Source organism: Colwellia sp. BRX8-5 (assembly GCF_014077325.1).
GTDB lineage: Bacteria > Pseudomonadota > Gammaproteobacteria > Enterobacterales > Alteromonadaceae > Colwellia_A.
In genome coordinates, this window is the sequence record NZ_JACGVR010000033.1 from 17,423 (window position 1) to 33,968 (window position 16,546).

At 36.3% G+C, this 16,546-nt stretch carries 13 protein-coding genes and 3 pseudogenes; 7 read left to right on the forward strand and 9 right to left on the reverse strand.

All coding sequences use genetic code 11. From position 1 onward, the window contains the following. Positions 1-5 precede the first annotated feature (5 nt). From asnB to H4J62_RS16665, 4 genes are read left to right on the forward strand one after another with little or no spacing between them, the layout of a single operon-like run. On the forward strand, positions 6-1,922 hold the full coding sequence (gene asnB, locus H4J62_RS16650; protein ID WP_182217653.1) for an asparagine synthase (glutamine-hydrolyzing): 1,917 nt from the start codon (positions 6-8) through the stop codon (positions 1,920-1,922). Between the two features lie 4 nt (positions 1,923-1,926). Further along, positions 1,927-3,228, forward strand: coding sequence for a glycosyltransferase (locus H4J62_RS16655; RefSeq protein WP_259364701.1), 1,302 nt, complete (start codon positions 1,927-1,929; stop codon positions 3,226-3,228). Beyond that, complete coding sequence (locus tag H4J62_RS16660) at positions 3,212-4,072, forward strand: glycosyltransferase family 2 protein (protein ID WP_182217655.1); 861 nt, start codon at positions 3,212-3,214, stop codon at positions 4,070-4,072. Before H4J62_RS16655 ends, H4J62_RS16660 begins: the two co-directional genes overlap by 17 nt. Positions 4,073-4,105: 33 nt before the next feature. Continuing rightward, positions 4,106-5,563, forward strand: coding sequence for an oligosaccharide flippase family protein (locus H4J62_RS16665; protein ID WP_182217657.1), 1,458 nt, complete (start codon positions 4,106-4,108; stop codon positions 5,561-5,563). A gap of 522 nt (positions 5,564-6,085) precedes the next feature. Here H4J62_RS16665 and H4J62_RS16670 read toward each other — a convergent pair. After that, positions 6,086-7,626: pseudogene (locus H4J62_RS16670) on the reverse strand (IS3 family transposase). A 188-nt stretch (positions 7,627-7,814) separates the two neighbouring features. On the opposite strand from H4J62_RS16670, the gene H4J62_RS20525 reads away from it, so the two are divergent. Continuing rightward, a complete protein-coding gene (locus H4J62_RS20525; protein ID WP_259364700.1) occupies positions 7,815-7,943 on the forward strand; it encodes a hypothetical protein in 129 nt (42 codons plus the stop codon). A gap of 191 nt (positions 7,944-8,134) precedes the next feature. Here H4J62_RS20525 and H4J62_RS16675 read toward each other — a convergent pair. From H4J62_RS16675 to H4J62_RS16690, 4 genes and pseudogenes are all read right to left on the reverse strand, one after another. Further along, positions 8,135-8,323, reverse strand: a pseudogene (locus tag H4J62_RS16675) (transposase domain-containing protein); the annotation flags it as partial. A gap of 110 nt (positions 8,324-8,433) precedes the next feature. Continuing rightward, positions 8,434-9,447 carry a tyrosine-type recombinase/integrase gene (locus H4J62_RS16680; protein ID WP_182217659.1) on the reverse strand — a complete coding sequence of 338 codons (1,014 nt, stop codon included), beginning with the start codon at positions 9,445-9,447 and terminating at the stop codon, positions 8,434-8,436. Then, the gene (locus H4J62_RS16685) at positions 9,444-10,379 is read right to left on the reverse strand and encodes a tyrosine-type recombinase/integrase (RefSeq protein ID WP_182217661.1); all 936 of its coding nucleotides are present in this window, start codon (positions 10,377-10,379) and stop codon (positions 9,444-9,446) included. The genes H4J62_RS16680 and H4J62_RS16685 overlap by 4 nt, the downstream gene beginning before the upstream one ends. Beyond that, positions 10,376-11,623, reverse strand: coding sequence for a tyrosine-type recombinase/integrase (locus H4J62_RS16690; RefSeq protein ID WP_182217663.1), 1,248 nt, complete (start codon positions 11,621-11,623; stop codon positions 10,376-10,378). Before H4J62_RS16690 ends, H4J62_RS16685 begins: the two co-directional genes overlap by 4 nt. Before the next feature lie 155 nt (positions 11,624-11,778). On the opposite strand from H4J62_RS16690, the pseudogene H4J62_RS16695 reads away from it, so the two are divergent. After that, a pseudogene (locus H4J62_RS16695) lies at positions 11,779-11,988 on the forward strand (transposase domain-containing protein); the annotation flags it as partial. Here H4J62_RS16695 and tnpB read toward each other — a convergent pair. The 4 genes from tnpB to H4J62_RS16715 all read right to left on the reverse strand — a co-directional run bounded on the left by tnpB (position 11,985) and on the right by H4J62_RS16715 (position 14,964). Continuing rightward, the gene (gene tnpB, locus H4J62_RS16700; protein ID WP_182217665.1) at positions 11,985-12,197 is read right to left on the reverse strand and encodes an IS66 family insertion sequence element accessory protein TnpB; all 213 of its coding nucleotides are present in this window, start codon (positions 12,195-12,197) and stop codon (positions 11,985-11,987) included. The pseudogene H4J62_RS16695 and the gene tnpB sit on opposite strands and share 4 nt — an antisense overlap. Continuing rightward, positions 12,197-12,493 carry an IS66 family insertion sequence element accessory protein TnpA gene (gene tnpA, locus H4J62_RS16705; protein WP_182217667.1) on the reverse strand — a complete coding sequence of 99 codons (297 nt, stop codon included), beginning with the start codon at positions 12,491-12,493 and terminating at the stop codon, positions 12,197-12,199. The genes tnpB and tnpA overlap by 1 nt, the downstream gene beginning before the upstream one ends. Positions 12,494-12,624: 131 nt before the next feature. Next, entirely contained in the window at positions 12,625-13,716 is a 1,092-nt protein-coding gene (locus H4J62_RS16710; RefSeq protein ID WP_182231351.1) for an acyltransferase, read from the reverse strand. A gap of 48 nt (positions 13,717-13,764) precedes the next feature. Beyond that, complete coding sequence (locus tag H4J62_RS16715) at positions 13,765-14,964, reverse strand: glycosyltransferase (RefSeq protein ID WP_182217670.1); 1,200 nt, start codon at positions 14,962-14,964, stop codon at positions 13,765-13,767. A 241-nt stretch (positions 14,965-15,205) separates the two neighbouring features. Here H4J62_RS16715 and H4J62_RS16720 point away from each other — a divergent pair, with 241 nt between their 5' ends. Continuing rightward, positions 15,206-16,546, forward strand: coding sequence for an O-antigen ligase family protein (locus H4J62_RS16720; protein WP_182217672.1), 1,341 nt, complete (start codon positions 15,206-15,208; stop codon positions 16,544-16,546).

Sequence of the window (16,546 nt, forward strand, 5' to 3'; positions counted from 1 at the left end):
CAAACATGTGCGGCATTGCAGGATTTAGCCAATTTGATCAAGAGATAGCTTCTCAACAGACCTTAGTAGAAATGGGTAACGCTATTTTTCATCGTGGCCCTGATGCGGGTGGCGAATACCTAGACGATAATATAGCGCTGTGCCATAGAAGACTGGCCATTATCGACTTGTCTGATGCGGGTATTCAACCTATGCATTCATTTGACCAGCGCTATGTTATTGCATTTAACGGTGAAATTTATAACTTTTTAGAATTAAGAGAAAGTTTAATTTCAGAAGGTTATCAATTCAATACGCACACGGACACCGAAGTAATACTCGCTTTATATGCGAAATACGGCGCCGATTGTCTATCTCACCTAAATGGCATGTTTGCTTTTGCATTATGGGATAAACAAGACAAAACACTTTTCATTGCCCGCGACCGCATGGGTAAAAAACCCCTGTATTATCATTTTGATGGTAAAAACATATATTTTGCTTCTGAATTAAAGTCATTATTAAAATTGCCACAAATACCAAGAGAAGTTTGTACCGAGGCCGTTTATGACTTCTTTGCTTATCAATATATTCCCGATCCTAAAACAATATTTAACAACGTTTACAAATTAGAACCTGGGCACTTTATAACATTAGACAACTCAGGCTTAACTAAAAAACAGTACTGGGATATCTCGTTTGCACAAGTAAACACTGACTCCGAAGAAAAGATTAAAGATGATCTCACCGCACTAACTAAAGCATGTACTAAAAATCGCATGATTAGCGATGTGCCATTAGGCGCATTTTTAAGCGGTGGAGTTGATTCGAGTGGTGTCGTTGCGTTAATGTCAGAAATTGCCAACGAAAATAACAATAAGCCTGTTACCACTTGCTCCATTGGTTTTGATGATGAAAAATATAATGAAGTTAAATTTGCGCGCAGCGTAGCAGAGCAATATAAAACGGATCATCATGAATTCACCGTACATCAAAATGTAAAAGATGATTTAGAAAAAATTGTTAGCTTTTTTGATGAACCCTTTGCAGATCCTTCGTTGGTACCCACCTACTTTGTCTCTGAATTAGCAAAACAACAAGTAACAGTAGCTGTTGCAGGTGACGGCGGAGACGAAGTATTTGCGGGTTATGAAAAATACTCTGTTGACCATACTGAAAATCAACTCAGAAATAAATTTTCACCGTTTATACGTCAATCATTATTTCCTTCGCTAGCTAAACTAGCGGGCTGTTTTAAAGCAACACCATTTAGACGTGCTAAATCGCTATTAACTAGCCTAAGTGTAGATCCAGCGATGGGATTTTATATCTCAAATTCATTCATCAATGATGATGTATGGAACAGCTTAGTTAATGAAGACACAAAAGCTAAATTAGCAGGCTACCATCCTTCAAAAATAACTACTGATGCTTATAACAAAGCTGATGGTAAAGATCACCTGTCTAAAATTTTGTATACCGATATGAAAACCTACTTACCAGGTGGCATATTAGTAAAAGTTGATCGTATGAGCATGGCGAACTCGTTAGAAGTACGCGCACCAATTCTAGATTATAAAATAGTTGAATTTGCCGCTAAAATACCATCTAAATATAAATTCAATACTGAACATGCTAAGCCTGAGAAAAAGTACATTCTTAAAGAAATTTTCAAACCATTTTTGACCGACGACATTCTATATCGTAAAAAGATGGGCTTCTCAGTACCTTTAGCCGACTGGCTACGAACAGAACTTAAAGAAACTACAGAAGAACGACTATTTAACCGCACTGAAGGATTAACCCAATACTTCAAACCTGAAGTAATTAAAAAAATGTGGGATGAACATCAAGATAAGTCAGTAGATCACTCTTCACTATTATGGAGCATGTTAATGTTTCAAATGTGGTGGGATATGTATATGAACATGGAAGAAGGTTAATATTATGAGCCAAATTCACGTAATGCATATAACCTACGACATGCGTATTGGTGGCACCGAAATGGTGATTAAAAACATAATCGATGGCCTAACTCAGCCTAAAAATAACACCAAGCGTAATTCCCAAGGCGATACCAACAGTCATTCCCAAGATGACAGTAACCGTCATTCCCAAGACGATGCAGGCCGTCATTCCCGAGATGGTTTAATCGGGAATCCACAATCGCAAGATCCACAACTAAAACCCCAAGCAGATGACGACTTCAAAATGTCGGTCCTTTGCATCGAATCGCCCTTAGGCCCCTTCTCAAAAGAACTAAAACAAAACGGCATAGAATTTTATGAACTAAACCGCCAACCCGGCTTCGACACCAATTTAATAAAGCAAATTCTACAAATAATAAAAAACAACCAAGTCGACATAATCCATTGCCACCAATACACTCCATGGGTATACGGAGTAATTGCTGCAGCATTTACCAAAAAAAAAGTGATATTCACCGAACATGGTCGTTTTTACCCTGATTCAAGCACATGGAAACGTAAACTAATAAACCCAATCCTTAATTTTTTTACTGACCAAGTAACAGCAATCTCAAAAGCAACTAAACAAGCGCTCGTTGAGTTTGAAAATATTCCTAAGAAATCGATTCAAGTGATTTACAACAGTATTGCACCACTCCAGGTAGATGAAGAAATAGTCCACCAAATAAGGGCTGAACTAGCCATACCCAATAATCATAAAGTTCTAGGAACTATCGCTCGTTTTGATCCAATAAAAAATCACATAATGATGCTAAAGGCTTTTTCCAAAGTATTAATAGAACAGCCTAATACTACACTAATAATCATTGGGGACGGTAATGAGCGAAGTAATATAGAAACCTGTATAGCGACGTTAGGTATTACTAATAATGTCATACTCACAGGATATAAACCTAAGCCAGGGAATTATTTGGCATTAATGGATATTTACTTATTATCTTCTCTAAGCGAAGGTACATCTATGACCTTGTTAGAGGCGATGTCATTAAGTAAGCCATGCGTAGTGACTGATGCTGGTGGCAACCCTGAAATAATTCTGCATCAACAGACAGGGTTAGTAACTGCTAACGATGATGCTGACGCTTTCAGCCTAGCCATACTTAAGGTTTTAAACGATAAATTTGAATGTATAACATTTAGTCAATCTGCATATCTAAGATATAATTCGATATTTACCCAACATAAAATGAACATGTCTTATAAAAAAACCTACAGTAATTTAATGTTCCAACAAGAGGTTACAAGTGACAAAATCAACTAGTTTAGGTGTATGCATATTTGCATACAACGAAGAAGAAAACATAGAAAAGTGCCTTCAAAGTGTTATTAATTCAACGGCTGTACCAGAAAGATTAGAAATCAAAGTATTGGTGAATGGAACCACAGACAAAACGAGTGAAATTGTAAAAACCTTTTCAATTCGTTATCCACAAGTTAAGTTAGTAGAACTTAAGTTAGGTGATAAATCTAATGCTTGGAATGAATATGTTTACAGTGATATTAACCCTGACTGCAATCATTTTTTTATAGACGGTGATAATTGGCTGCCCGCATATGCCTTAGATTTTATTGAACATAACTGGGATTTGAGTAGTTGTTGGGGTGTTGCTTGTTTACCTATAGGTGTTTCTGAAAGTTTGAGAAAGTTTTTACAGGATTACCAACTAATTTCAGGAAACTGTTATGGTGTTTCGTCTGATTTTATTCATAAAATTCGAGAAAAGAATTTTAAGATACCTATTGGATTTATTGGTGATGATTCGGTTATCAGTTATTTACTTCAAGAGTGGGTTACCTCATCAAATAAACAAGGGAAAGTGCAAGTGATTTCTCTTACCGGGCCTGTGATACCCAGAGTGAAAATTTCTGTGGGCAATATCAAAATGTTACATAACCGTTATAAGCGATATGGCGTAAGACATTTACAACAAGAGATCTTTTATTTACTTGGTAGGAAGAATAACTTAGAACAATTACCTCCTCACTCTGTTGATATGAAGAGTTTTTTATTTCAAATTGAATTTAAACAATTTTTTGCGGTATCACCAATACAAATGCTTTACATGCCTTATTCCGTTCTTCACATCTGGCTTACCAACAAGTGAATAAAAACAGATTATTTCACAGGAATATAATTAATGTCTGATATAAGCGAGAAAGTCGTTAATAGTTCTTTCTTAATGCTCTCATTAAGGCTGTTTCAACGCAGTATAGGCTTAATAAGTACCATGATATTAGCCCGAGTTCTCTTACCTGAGGACTTTGGACTTATAGCAATTTTGACACTGGTGGGGCTCTTTTTCGAAATTTTAACTCAGACGGGTAGTGAACAATACATAATTCAAAAAACAAAGGTTGACCATAATACTCTTAATACCGCGTTTACCTTAGATATTATTACAAAGTCTATAATTTGGTTATTGTTTATAATTTGTGTTCCCTACATTAGTGAATATTATAATGAACCACAATTAAAGTGGGCCTTATGGGCATCTAGCCTAATTTTACCTATTGGTGCACTAACTAACCCAAACCTTTATATGCTTAAAAAAAACATTGACTTTAAAGCATTTACAAAACTAGAAGCTTTTCGTAAAATATTTTCATTTACCATCGTGATGTTAGTGCTTATCTTTGAACAATCATTTTGGGCTATAGTTGCTGGAGATATAGCCTCAATGGCGATTGCTGTGTTGGGGTCCTACGTTATAGCTCCATATAAACCAAGATTAAGCAAAGAAAATATCAAAATACAATGGGTGTTTTCTAAATGGATGTTAATTAAAGGTATATTTGGCTTCACACGTTCTCAAGCAGATACATTTTTGGTCTCAAATTTTTTTGGTATCGCTGATTTAGGTCGTTACCATATGTCTAAACATATAGCTTACATTCCTGCCAATGATATAATAATCCCAAGTATTGAGCCAGTATTTTCAGCTCTTGCCGAGTCTAAAAATAATGCTGTAGTATTCAAAGACCGTTTTCTAAAAGGTTTCTTTATTACATTTAGCATTATATTTCCATTATCTATGTTTATTTATATTTTTCCTGAATTAATTGTTAACTTTTTACTGGGAGAAAAATGGATTAATACTTATAATGTAATGAGTATACTTGGCCTTAGCGTATTATTTACGAGTATAAATCACTACTTTGAAACGTCTATGCTTGCACTTGCTAAAATTAAACAAGTATTTATATTTGACGCTATCACCATGGTTATATTAATAATAATTTTATGGTTTTTTCCTGGAGGAAGTGTAGAAGAATTTACCTTACATAGAAACTATCTTCTGTTGTCTTTTTGTATAGCTTTACTATACATAACCAATCACTTTTTTCATTTCAGTTTAATAAATTTATTAAAACTAACTTTACCTGCGGCAGCTTCAACACTCGTCTCTATATATCTAGTTGAAATTGCCAAGCCATATAGTTCAGATATCGCCGTTATATCTTTGTTATTTTTAGGAGGTATGTTTGTACTTATTAATATCATTTTCACTCTGGTTATCTTTAAGATCCCTTATTTTAGTAATATGAATGAAGTTATTTACGCCAAGTCAATATTGAAGAAATTCAAAATATGGTGATTTTTGATGGTATAGCTCATTTAACAAACGTTACTAAAGTAGCCTCTCTAGAAATATATTTATATAAAGAACATTAGCTATACAAGGTATTATAATTCTAATACGTGACACTAGTAATATGAACGTCCGGCTAAATACATCTAACGAATAATGCGGAGATTAAACAAGTTACTTCAAAAAATGTTGGAGATACTTATTGGAATGAAAAAGGCCAAACTAAATAGCAAACCATTTTTAAAGATCAAGTAATCAGTCAATTAACCATCGTTGATTTTTGTCATTAGCATCCAATACTAACGGTATCATTTTACGTTTATAGGAAATTAAGCGGGTGCCATAATACTTTGGCTAAGGAAAAACTATCGCTGTAAGATGAAGTATTTTCAAATCCAAGGGTAGACTCTACCCTATTCCGACCACGCCGATTACTAAGATTATCGCCACCAGAAATAATTTATAATAGGAAATAGCAATACGGTTTGACGTTACCGGTGTTTTTCAAGACAATTGTCGCCTAAATTATTAAGCAGCTTCTTTGCGTTGCTCTGGATTTAACTCCACAGCGCCTATTGGCTGCCAGTTTCGCTCTTCTTTTGACCATCGCTCTGGATGTTCATTTCTTTTTGTCTGATATAACACTTTTCGCTTCGCTAGTATCTCAACATCCAGACCATCATGTCTCTGGCATGGCGTCACAAACTTGATCCTGCTATGGCGATGCTCATTGTTGTACCAATAAACAAATTCTTTTACCCATTTCCTAGCTTCATCTAACGATTTAAAACCTTCGCTAGGCCAACGAGGATGATACTTTACCGTTCTAAACAGTGATTCTGAGTACGGATTATCGTTACTTACCCTTGGCTGACTACGTGAGGTAACAACACCTAAATCGTACATCTTAGCTCGCATCGTCAAGCTCTTCATCGGTGCCCCATTATCAGAGTGCAACACTACGTCTTTCTTCAAGCATTTCTCTGCCCAAACACTACGTTCTAGTAGTGCTGCCGCTTGCTCACCTGTTTCGTTGTAGTGAACTTCCCAGCCGACTACTTTACGACTGTATATATCTTCAATCATGTACAGGTAATAGTGTTGACCTATCACCGCTGTAGGCATGTAACTGATATCCCAACTCCACACTTCATTCTTCTTTTTAGCGGTATAACTTGTTGGTCTTTTATGGATATTTCTTGGCTTAGCTTTACCTCGGTGGTGCAGCATATTTTCAGCATACAATACACGATAAAAGCTCGACTCAGAAGCGATATATTCACCTCTATCAGCGAGTATCGGTACAATTTGGCTTGGCGGTAATGAAGCAAACTCTTCGCTGTTACAAACATCAATCACTGCTTGTATTTCAGCTTCACTCAGTTTGTTCCCAGGCTCTGGCCTAATGGCTGCGGGCCTTTTATCTTCACCAATAGCACCATCAATACGCCAACGTTGTAGCGTTCGAGTTGAGAAACCAATAACTTCACAGGCCTTATCTTGTCTCGCTCCCGACGCTACAGCGGTACTGACCAACTGTGCATGCTTTTGCCTATCAGTCAGCGAAATTAGCTGTCCTCTTTTTCCTTCCAATAGGCATCGAACTTTTTTCCTAATACAAGCAATGCGGCAGTCTCTGCTAAGGCTTTTTCTTTTCTGCGTAACTCACGTTCTAACGCTTTAATACGATTTTTGTCAGACTTTTGCTCAGGCGTAGTCTTTACTCTTTTTACCTGTTTAGTCATTGTATTTCGTGCGATACAAGCGAGTTTCCATCCTTTGATTTGTTCAGGATACAAACCTTTCACTCGACAATACTCACTTAACTCAATTTCCGATAGTGTGGCTGTTTACAACACAACTGAAAATTTTTCCTCACTTGACCACTTATCTGATGAACTTACTTTTGTCACGCTTAAACCTGAGGTATTAAATTGCTTTTGCCAACTATACAGGGTTGAGATGTTTATGCCTTCTTGCGTTGCAAACTTTCTAACTGATAAACCACTTTGACTGAGCTTGCTTAATATTGTTTCTTTAAATTGACTTGAATACCTTTGATAATCCACTTATTTAAACTTACCGCCCTCTGTTTATTTATAAAATTAATTGAGGCGACAACTATCCTGACACAGGGGGTTACCTAGGCAATAAATAATGGTAAATCCGTACGCTATTTAGCTGAGCCGTAAACCATCTCAGGTTGGATAATATGCGATAATGAAGGACTGATGCCATTACATATAGGTGAATTAGAATGTTAGCATCTCTCCCCTGCACACAGCAATCAAATATTGCCCTCTATGATTATCACAATTCACGATCCATTGTTTCTGTGGTTAATTACCTTGATGGTTATGATGGTTACCTGAAAGTTGATTGGTAGCATCATACGAACAAAAGAGGCAATATTGCCAGACTGTATGGCGCATTCTCGTCTAAAATTCATTGATTGAAGGCGGTTCAAGTAAAAAAACACCAAACCTGATGTTATCTTAAGCCTTATTGATAAATTCCAATGGCTGGAAGTAAGCTTAAAATAAAGTTTTTGCAGAGTAAGCGTGTGGGGAAATGCGTCTAGCCTTGCTTGAAGTTCCAAGGCAGTAGGTGAGTAAGAGTTTCCGGCTTCTTAGCAAGCTCATCTAAACAGGTTTGCAAATAGTTATCGACCAGCAAGCCATTGGCTCTTGCTGTTTCAATTATGCTATAGAGTATCGCACTAGCCGTTGCACCCCGAGGCGTATTGGAGAATAACCAGTTCTTTCGGTTATGTTAATATTAACATAACAGGAATTATGTGCAGTTCCCTGTTATGTTAAGTTAATTTCGCGAAGCCACTGTTTTAGTGACTAACGCGATATTAACCATACACATAATCAGAGACTTTCTAGAAATGTTAAAATATCTTCAGATGCCCCGTTTGATGAGGTTATTGGTAGTTCACCAATCAACGGGAGGCTTTCGAGTGCTTTCCTTTTCATTTCTAAATTGGCTTCCATATATTGATGGGTCGTTTCAATTTTCTCGTGTCCAAGCCAAAGTGCAATGACAGTTAAATCAACACCTGATTGTAACAAGTTCATGGCTGTTGAGTGCCGGATGGAATGTGGTGATATTTTTCTTCCCTTCAATGTAATACATTCTATTGATGCCGATTTAACAATAGTTTTTAATCGCTGATTAACGCCAAATCTTGTAATCGATTCACCATAACGGTTTGGAAATAGCGCTGAGTTAACATCAGGTTTCAAATCAATCAGCCAGGCATTAAGCTCTGTAACCGTTTGCGGCCATAGTGGCACAATGCGCTCTTTGCGACCCTTTCCATGAAGATGTATCGCATGTTGCCTTCGTAGATCAACATCTTTTATTTTGACATTGACGATCTCTGAAACCCGGGCCCCTGTGTTATACAGAGTCAACAATAGAGCATGGTCACGACGACCGAACCAAGTGGCCAAATTCGGCACTTTGAGTAGAGCTGTCATTTCAATATTGTCTAGATATTCAAATAAGAATCTGTCTGTTCGCTTCTCGGGTATGGCCAAGACCGGTTGGATATCTGCTAGTGCAGCTGGCTCCTGCGTGGCCGCATAGTTGAAAAATGAATGGATCGCTGCAAGTCTAGCATTTCTGGTTTTTACTTTATTTTTACGGTGTGTTTCAAGGTGCTGGAGGAATGAGATAACCGCTTCAGCATTTATGTCTACTAGGCTGAGCTCTGATACAGGCTTTTTTAGCTGTGTTGCGATGAATGGCAGTAACAGTCTGAATGTATCTTTATAAGAGCTTACGGTATGTTTACTGACTCTGCGCTGATTAATCAAATAGGAAAAAAAGAATTTTTTTAATAGTTGAGCCAAATCGATTGTGGTTGGTAACGACTTCATAATGAACCTCCTGATATATCAATTTCTTTAACCTTGTTTGCTGCGCAAGCCATTAGTTCCGGTATTGCTGTAATGTACCAATAGGTATCACTCACTTTTTTGTGCCCTAGGTAGTGCGACAGTTGCGCAATACGATTATTGATATTTTCTCCAGTTCGATACCAATCAATTACCCTTCGGCAAACAAAAGTGTGCCGCAAATCATAAAGCCTGGGCCGTTGGCCATTTAGCTTTACAGGCAACCCTATCGCTTTGCGAATCACCTTAAATGCATAATCAGCGGAACGAATATTAAGAGGTTGGTAGTTATCAAATTCAAAGAAAAATCCTGTTAGACTAAGCGGATTAAGTGCTTCCCGTCGCTGGCAATAAGCTTGCAGGGCTACTGTCGCGGTTGGTGATATTGGAATAACTCTCTGTTTCCACCCTTTACTATTGAGGATTGTGAGCTCCCCTGTTTTTAAATTTACATCCTCAGTTTGTAACCTAACGGCTTCACCAGGTCGCAGTCCACTTGCTGCTAATAATCCGATAAGCGTTTTAATCGTATCTGGCCGTAAGCCATTTAACGGGATCAATTTATCCGATGCAGACATTAACCGAATAATATCCGAATCATGAAATATAAATGGCGGCAAGCGGCGATGAGTTGGGCCAATAAAGTGTGTTGGTAACAATACCGAGTCGTATCCTCTGCAACTTAAGTAACGAGAGAATGGCCTTAAGAGTGAAAAACGCCGAGCAATGGCGATATCAGAGCCCGAAGGAGCTAAGTTTGCCCAGCCTAAAGCCAATGCAACGGTTAAGGATGTTACTCGTTCCCGCTCAGCAAACTGAGCGAAGTTTTGCAAATAATGGCCCTCGCTGACTAGCGAATAATCCAATTGGCGACGTTCAAGTAAATAAGATTCAACCAAAGAAGTCCAGTTCATCGCTTAAGCCCTCCTGGCCAAGGAAGCGCGATAGATTTCAGCCCTTCAAGGTCGATAAAAGTGTATCGTATAGTTGTATCAATGCACTTATGCCCGAGAACATCAGCCACTGTCTTTAATGGTACTTGGTTCACTAATAGCCGAGTTGCCATCGTATATCTGAGACGGTGGACCTGACTCTGTGAAGGCTCAAAATTGGCTTTTGAAAAAACTCTACGTACCACGCCTCTGATGGTGGTTGCTTTAACCGGTCTCCCGAAAGGTGCACGGTGATAAACAAAAATATTTCGTGTTTTTGTCGTTGGTCTGGCGCTAGTTACATAATCGATTAATGCGGCTATCAAAGTATCTGGTATTGGTAACTTATGCTGTCTGCGTGATTTGCTTGAATTCAATGTCACGACTCTCTTTCTCCAATCAACATTATCCAATGTGAGCTTAGCCACATCGATGGTTCTCAGCCCTAAATCACAAAGACAACGCGTTATGGCATAATCGCGTTTGCCAACTGAGCAACGGCGGTCAATAACGCTGAGTAACAGATTAAGTTCTGTGTCAGATAAAGGTTTCCTAGTGAGGGGGCTGTGCATCAGCTTAAGCCGGGGTGCATAAAGTCTTTCTTCTAGTTGGCAAACACCTGTTGTAGTTAAAAAGCGAATAAAACAATTTAATGAACAAGCTATAGCAGCGACTGTTGCCGGTGATACTTGTGTGGCACGAAAGCAAATAAACTCAGACAAATGCTTAGCATTAATCAATTTCATTTGTATTGATGGTTTAGTTTGTAGCCACTTCAAAAATTCATAGCCATAACGGCATCGGTATAATATTGTTGCCTCGGATAAACCTACAACATCTTGAAGGTAGTGCTTAAATGACGCAATTAACTTGTTTTGAACATTGAGTTCTGATTCGTCTTTACTGCATTGACCTACCTCTCTAAGCCAATGTGTTAATGCCGCTGCATTGGCCTTCTTATTCTTAGGATAACCTTCAAGACACTTACAATTTGGTAGGTGTAAATCGAGAAAATTTACTTTATCCTGAATAGTAATCTCCGTACCTGAGCAGCCTCTCTGCCACTGCCATTGGGCAAAATGTATAACAGCACCAAAATAATCATGAGCTGTTTTGGTCGGATAACCATTGTCTTCTAAATACCGAATGTAAGTGTAAATACTTGTTTCGGCTATATATTTTTTAGCTAATACAACTTGTGATGTTTGAATGTACGACTTCAGCATGGGATAACTCCTTTGTAGCAAGAATATCCCGTATTATGTTGATACTATTTTTAGTGAAGATCGAGTTTTATAATAGGATTGAAGGTAGTTATGCAAAGCAATTTAACATAACGGGGAACTGCACATAATTCCTGTTATGTTGATATTAACATAACAGGAAAAACTGGTTATTTTCAAAATCAGTCAATGGTGCACAGGCAAGTGCGACACTTTATAGTATCGTCATGACGTGCCGAGCCAATGACATCAATCCTTATTATTACTTCCAGCATTTATTCAAAACATTGCCCGCACGTCAAAGTGACGATGATGATTTAACAGATTTAATGCCGTGGAATGTGCAGCTAGACTTCGATTATAGCTAAGCGCACTGCTTAATTGTGCGCTTACTTTTATCCCAATAAAGAATTTTTAGTTTATCTTTGGCTTTGTTACAAAAGACAAATAAGGTGCCGGTATATGCATCACGAACGAGTTCAGCTTCAACAATGCCCACTAAGCCATTAATTGATTTTCTAAAATCAACAAACTGAGTATGAATGAACACCTCGGGTGCATCATAAAATATGTTCATCACATCAACTCACGTAATAACTGAACTAAATAAGAGGCGGGAGTTGAACTGGGTAAACTCAGCGATATATTACCAACGTTTATACATATTGGCTCAGGTTTAGAAAATACTTCCACTTGTTGTGTTATCTTTGCTTGAATAAAAGCGCTTTGGCTTACGCCTAGTTTTTTGCGATAAGCGTAAAATGTTGCAGTGGGTATTTGATGTTGACGACAAAAACCAACAATGGTTGAGCCACTGTTTTCTTGTTCTTTGAAAAGGTTTTTCCATTGATCTTGGCTGCGCATAGTTCCCATAAATTTCTCCAAAATTGTTTTGAAGTAATTTACGTAAACCAAGGATCATTTGTTAGATGCATTTAGCCAGACGCTCACGACCAATACTTTTATTGCTACTTTATTAATTAATTTACCCATGAAAATTTTATTTAATTATGTGAATGAGTTGTTTTCCATACTTTAAGCTTAATTATGTCTCTATATTTTTTTTCAATAAGTTGGTATGAATATTTAGACAATATGATTGTGATAATTAACACCGATGAATTAATAATAATCGCGATTATCCCTTGGGGAATGTTAGGATCTATATTAAATACATATTCAAGTATGTTAGTTATTCCCCCAAGAATGATGGAATGTAATAAGTAGATAGAATAAGACCACATTCCTATATTCCTCATTAACTTAAATGATAAAAATTGACCTAGTACCCCGTTTTTTTGGTTGGAAAATATAAGAATGGCGCACGCAAAGCTAAAGAGGGAAAAGTATAAATACCCATAATGCTGTTCAGCCATAGTAACACCAACAATGATCGCTATCAGTACCATTATTTCTAAAATATTAACACTCGATATAGTCAAATTAGTACTTCTAACGTTTTGTTTAATCCTAAAGGATAAAACGCCTATATAAAAGGCGCCAATACAACGGATACTGCCAAAATCATAGGTAATATCTAAGCCAGATCTGTTTAGTTGCTGCAGAAAAACATAACAACCGGCAATAATGATTAAAGGAACATAGATTTTTTTTGCTTTATCTAGAGTAACTGTAAGAATAAAAAAGCATATATAGGCAAAAAATTCAGTGCTAATACTCCAACTTGGAAAATTCCAACTTAAAGAGTTGTGGAGACCTAGAGACTGTACTAAGAAAATATTTGAAATAAACGTATATATATTATTTTTATCAAGTTGTTCGACCCCGCCAAAACCAGTTTGATATAAATATTGCCTGATTAAAATATAGGGTATCCATAACAATAAAACAAATATATGAAGAGGGTAAATCCTGCCCAATCTGAGGGCTATATATGTATAAAATTTAAATCCAGAATGTATTTTATCTTCATACGCATAGCACATCAAAAATCCTGAAAGAATGAAGAAAAAATCTACAAATAAGTAGCTGTTACTCACAAATAGAATAGGCTCTACGCCAAAATTATATGCTGAATGAATAAGTACCACTAAACAGGCAGCAACCCCTCTAAGTGACTCTAATTTGTATAACATAAACACAATCACCCCATAAACCAACGAATTTTTTATATTTTCTAATAACTATTTACTTATGAAACAAGAACTCAAAAAGAGATATTCTTCTTGAAATATATTTTCAACATTCTCAATTAAATATTCCATACCATGTAAACCGCTAGCTTTTGGGTGAACATCCATAATTGTATTTTCACCGTAAATACACTTTTTCATGATTTCACATGCATGTACGGGATTAATTCCTAAATCATTAATAACTTTGTTAGTATTGATACTGCCTTCATCTACTTTTTTAAGTAATGTAAGAATTGATTCATCCAAAGTGTCGTCTTTAAAATACATACCGCTTTCCTTGGTAATAAAGGGATACTTGTATCCGAAGTTAAATCCCTCCCGTAATAATATCGGCACTCCACAATGCATACCTTCTATAATTATTCTTGAGCTGCCTTCTCTTTTAGAAAGAAGTACATTGATCTTTGAGCGACGGTAATACTGAGCGACTTCCTCAGGGCCAATGTTTTCTATCACCGTTATTTGATCCTGTATACCTACATCACAAGCTATTTTTTCCAAATCAATTTTTGTAAGTTCACCACCGGCATAGCCAATTAAAACGACGCTAAGCTTAATATCCCTGTTTTTAAGTTTTTTCAATGCTTTAAACAATACGTTATGACGTTTTAGTTTATTAAACGATGAAACCATCAGTATATCGATATCTTTGCTGACCTTAACTTCATCATTAAAAGTGTTGGTATTTAGCCACCAGTTTGCTGCAATTGGAATTGGTATGAGAGTTTGACTGAAACGCGTTAAAAATTGTGCATCTCTAGGCTCCCCTGCTTGTACATAAACAGGGTGCTTTAGTTCGTCACATATAAGAATTTCAGGCATTAGGAATCGTGCTGTACTCGGCTCTAGTACTAAATGATAGCGTTCCATTATTTTTTCATAATCAAACAGGTACATAAAGGAAGGTATTGCATAATTATAGGCAATAGTTAAAATACCTTTTCTTCCATCCTTAGGGTAAGCCTGAATAATGGCCATATTTTTTAAAAAGCGCTCAGGGTCTTTAATAAAGGGCTTAGTCGCACTGAACGACTTATAAGATAAGACGTACTCATTTCTAAATTTTTCTATATCTCCAAAAAACCTAATCTTAAAAGCCAATTTCAATAACATTTCAAAAAATACGTCGACAAAAATAAAACGAGAATGCCCATGCAATTTAGATATAAAGTTTACAATTGTATTCATATTAATTTATTAACCTTAATAATTACGGGTCAAGTAATTACTATAAGAATAAGTAATTAAGCCTATAAATTGGTAATTTAAAAATTTAAGTTTATTATAAACATCAAAAATACAGTACTTTAGAGTTGAATACTATAAAAAATGAGGTCATAGTTAGCAATCAAATTTAACTGAATGCAGCTACGATAATAAGCTGATATCATTTAATTGTAGAATTGTACTTTATGAAGCGTATTTTGACATGTTTAAATTATTATTATTATTCTTAATCGTATTAGCATATGGCTTATATGCAGCACTAGCTATTGGACCTACTTACGGCTTCTATTTATATCAACTTATCTACTTTATGAACCCAAATGATCGTTATTGGGTAGGCCCTTTGAGCAATATTAGCTTCTCATTCATTTCAGTAGTGTTTATGTTTGGCTCATTTATTATATATAATAAGAAATGTCAAACAAATAAACTATCCAACATTCCAGAAGCTAAATGGATTGTAGCCATGGCTGTTTATTATATTTTAGTTACCCTTGTCGCGATTGATCCGGCTCTACATCGAACTTACCTTGCTAGCTACTTGAAACTTTTGCTTATAATGTATATAGCTTTTAGGGTTATTGATACAAGACAAAAATTAGAGTATGCATTGTTAGTGTATATTTTAGGTTCTGCATACATCGGTTACGAAGCATTTTCAGCTGGTAGGAATGATGTAGGAAGAATAGGTAATATTGGGACAGTTGATGCACCTGGTGAAAATAGTATTGCTGCATCAATGATTCCTGCGATTCCTTTACTGTTATATTTCATCTGGCTTAAACCTTTAAAAATAAAATTGATTTTAGCTGTTTTAGCCGTTTTTATTATTAATGGTATGATCTTAATTAATAGCAGGGGGGCTATGATTGGTGCAGGGGCCGGTACCTGTTATTTTTTCTTTTATATGATTTTTTCTAGATTCAAATTACCTAAACAGCGCTTGATGGTCATTGTTTTATCAAGCTTAATGGTAATAACGGTTATCAGGTTTGCAGACGACTTATTTTTGGACAGAATGGACAGTATTGAAAGTGAAGCAGAAGTCGATGAAAATGCTGATGGTGAAGGACGAATGAATTTTTGGCTTAAAACATTTGATATGCTTGAAGACCATCCTCTAGGAATGGGGATTTGGGGATATCAATTAGTGAGTCCGCAGTATCTCAGTACTACCCAGCTTAATGCTGCAAAAAGCGAAGGTTTATCTCTAAGAGCTGTTCATTCAATGTGGTTTCAAGGATTATCCGAGTTGGGATGGATTGGTTTCTCATTTTTTATATTGCTATTAATATCTATGTATAGACGTATGAAATTAACAATAAAAGATGCATTGAATAAAAAAGATCTTGAAGTTTATTACTTAATAATTGCATTACAGGCATCTATGTTATGTTTTATGGGCGCTGGTTCTTTTATTGATGCATTTAGACTCGAGGTTTTTTATTGGTTAATTTTATTTATAATTTGTGCTTGTAACTTATCACTAAACAATAGTCCTTCTGACATTAAAAATTCGCTCACCATCAAAAGGAAAAGATAA

Bases quoted from the DNA above. Each gene is read 5' to 3' on its own strand.
- H4J62_RS16665 (WP_182217657.1), top strand. From the start codon at position 4,106: ATGTCTGATATAAGCGAGAAAGTCGTTAATAGTTCTTTCTTAATGCTC.
- H4J62_RS16710 (WP_182231351.1), bottom strand. From the start codon at position 13,716: ATGTTATACAAATTAGAGTCACTTAGAGGGGTTGCTGCCTGTTTAGTG.
- H4J62_RS16655 (WP_259364701.1), top strand. From the start codon at position 1,927: ATGAGCCAAATTCACGTAATGCATATAACCTACGACATGCGTATTGGT.
- tnpA (WP_182217667.1), bottom strand. From the start codon at position 12,493: ATGGGAACTATGCGCAGCCAAGATCAATGGAAAAACCTTTTCAAAGAA.
- H4J62_RS16680 (WP_182217659.1), bottom strand. From the start codon at position 9,447: ATGAAGTCGTTACCAACCACAATCGATTTGGCTCAACTATTAAAAAAA.
- H4J62_RS16720 (WP_182217672.1), top strand. From the start codon at position 15,206: ATGTTTAAATTATTATTATTATTCTTAATCGTATTAGCATATGGCTTA.
- H4J62_RS16715 (WP_182217670.1), bottom strand. From the start codon at position 14,964: ATGAATACAATTGTAAACTTTATATCTAAATTGCATGGGCATTCTCGT.
- asnB (WP_182217653.1), top strand. From the start codon at position 6: ATGTGCGGCATTGCAGGATTTAGCCAATTTGATCAAGAGATAGCTTCT.
- H4J62_RS16690 (WP_182217663.1), bottom strand. From the start codon at position 11,623: ATGCTGAAGTCGTACATTCAAACATCACAAGTTGTATTAGCTAAAAAA.
- H4J62_RS20525 (WP_259364700.1), top strand. From the start codon at position 7,815: ATGTTAGCATCTCTCCCCTGCACACAGCAATCAAATATTGCCCTCTAT.
- tnpB (WP_182217665.1), bottom strand. From the start codon at position 12,197: ATGAACATATTTTATGATGCACCCGAGGTGTTCATTCATACTCAGTTT.
- H4J62_RS16685 (WP_182217661.1), bottom strand. From the start codon at position 10,379: ATGAACTGGACTTCTTTGGTTGAATCTTATTTACTTGAACGTCGCCAA.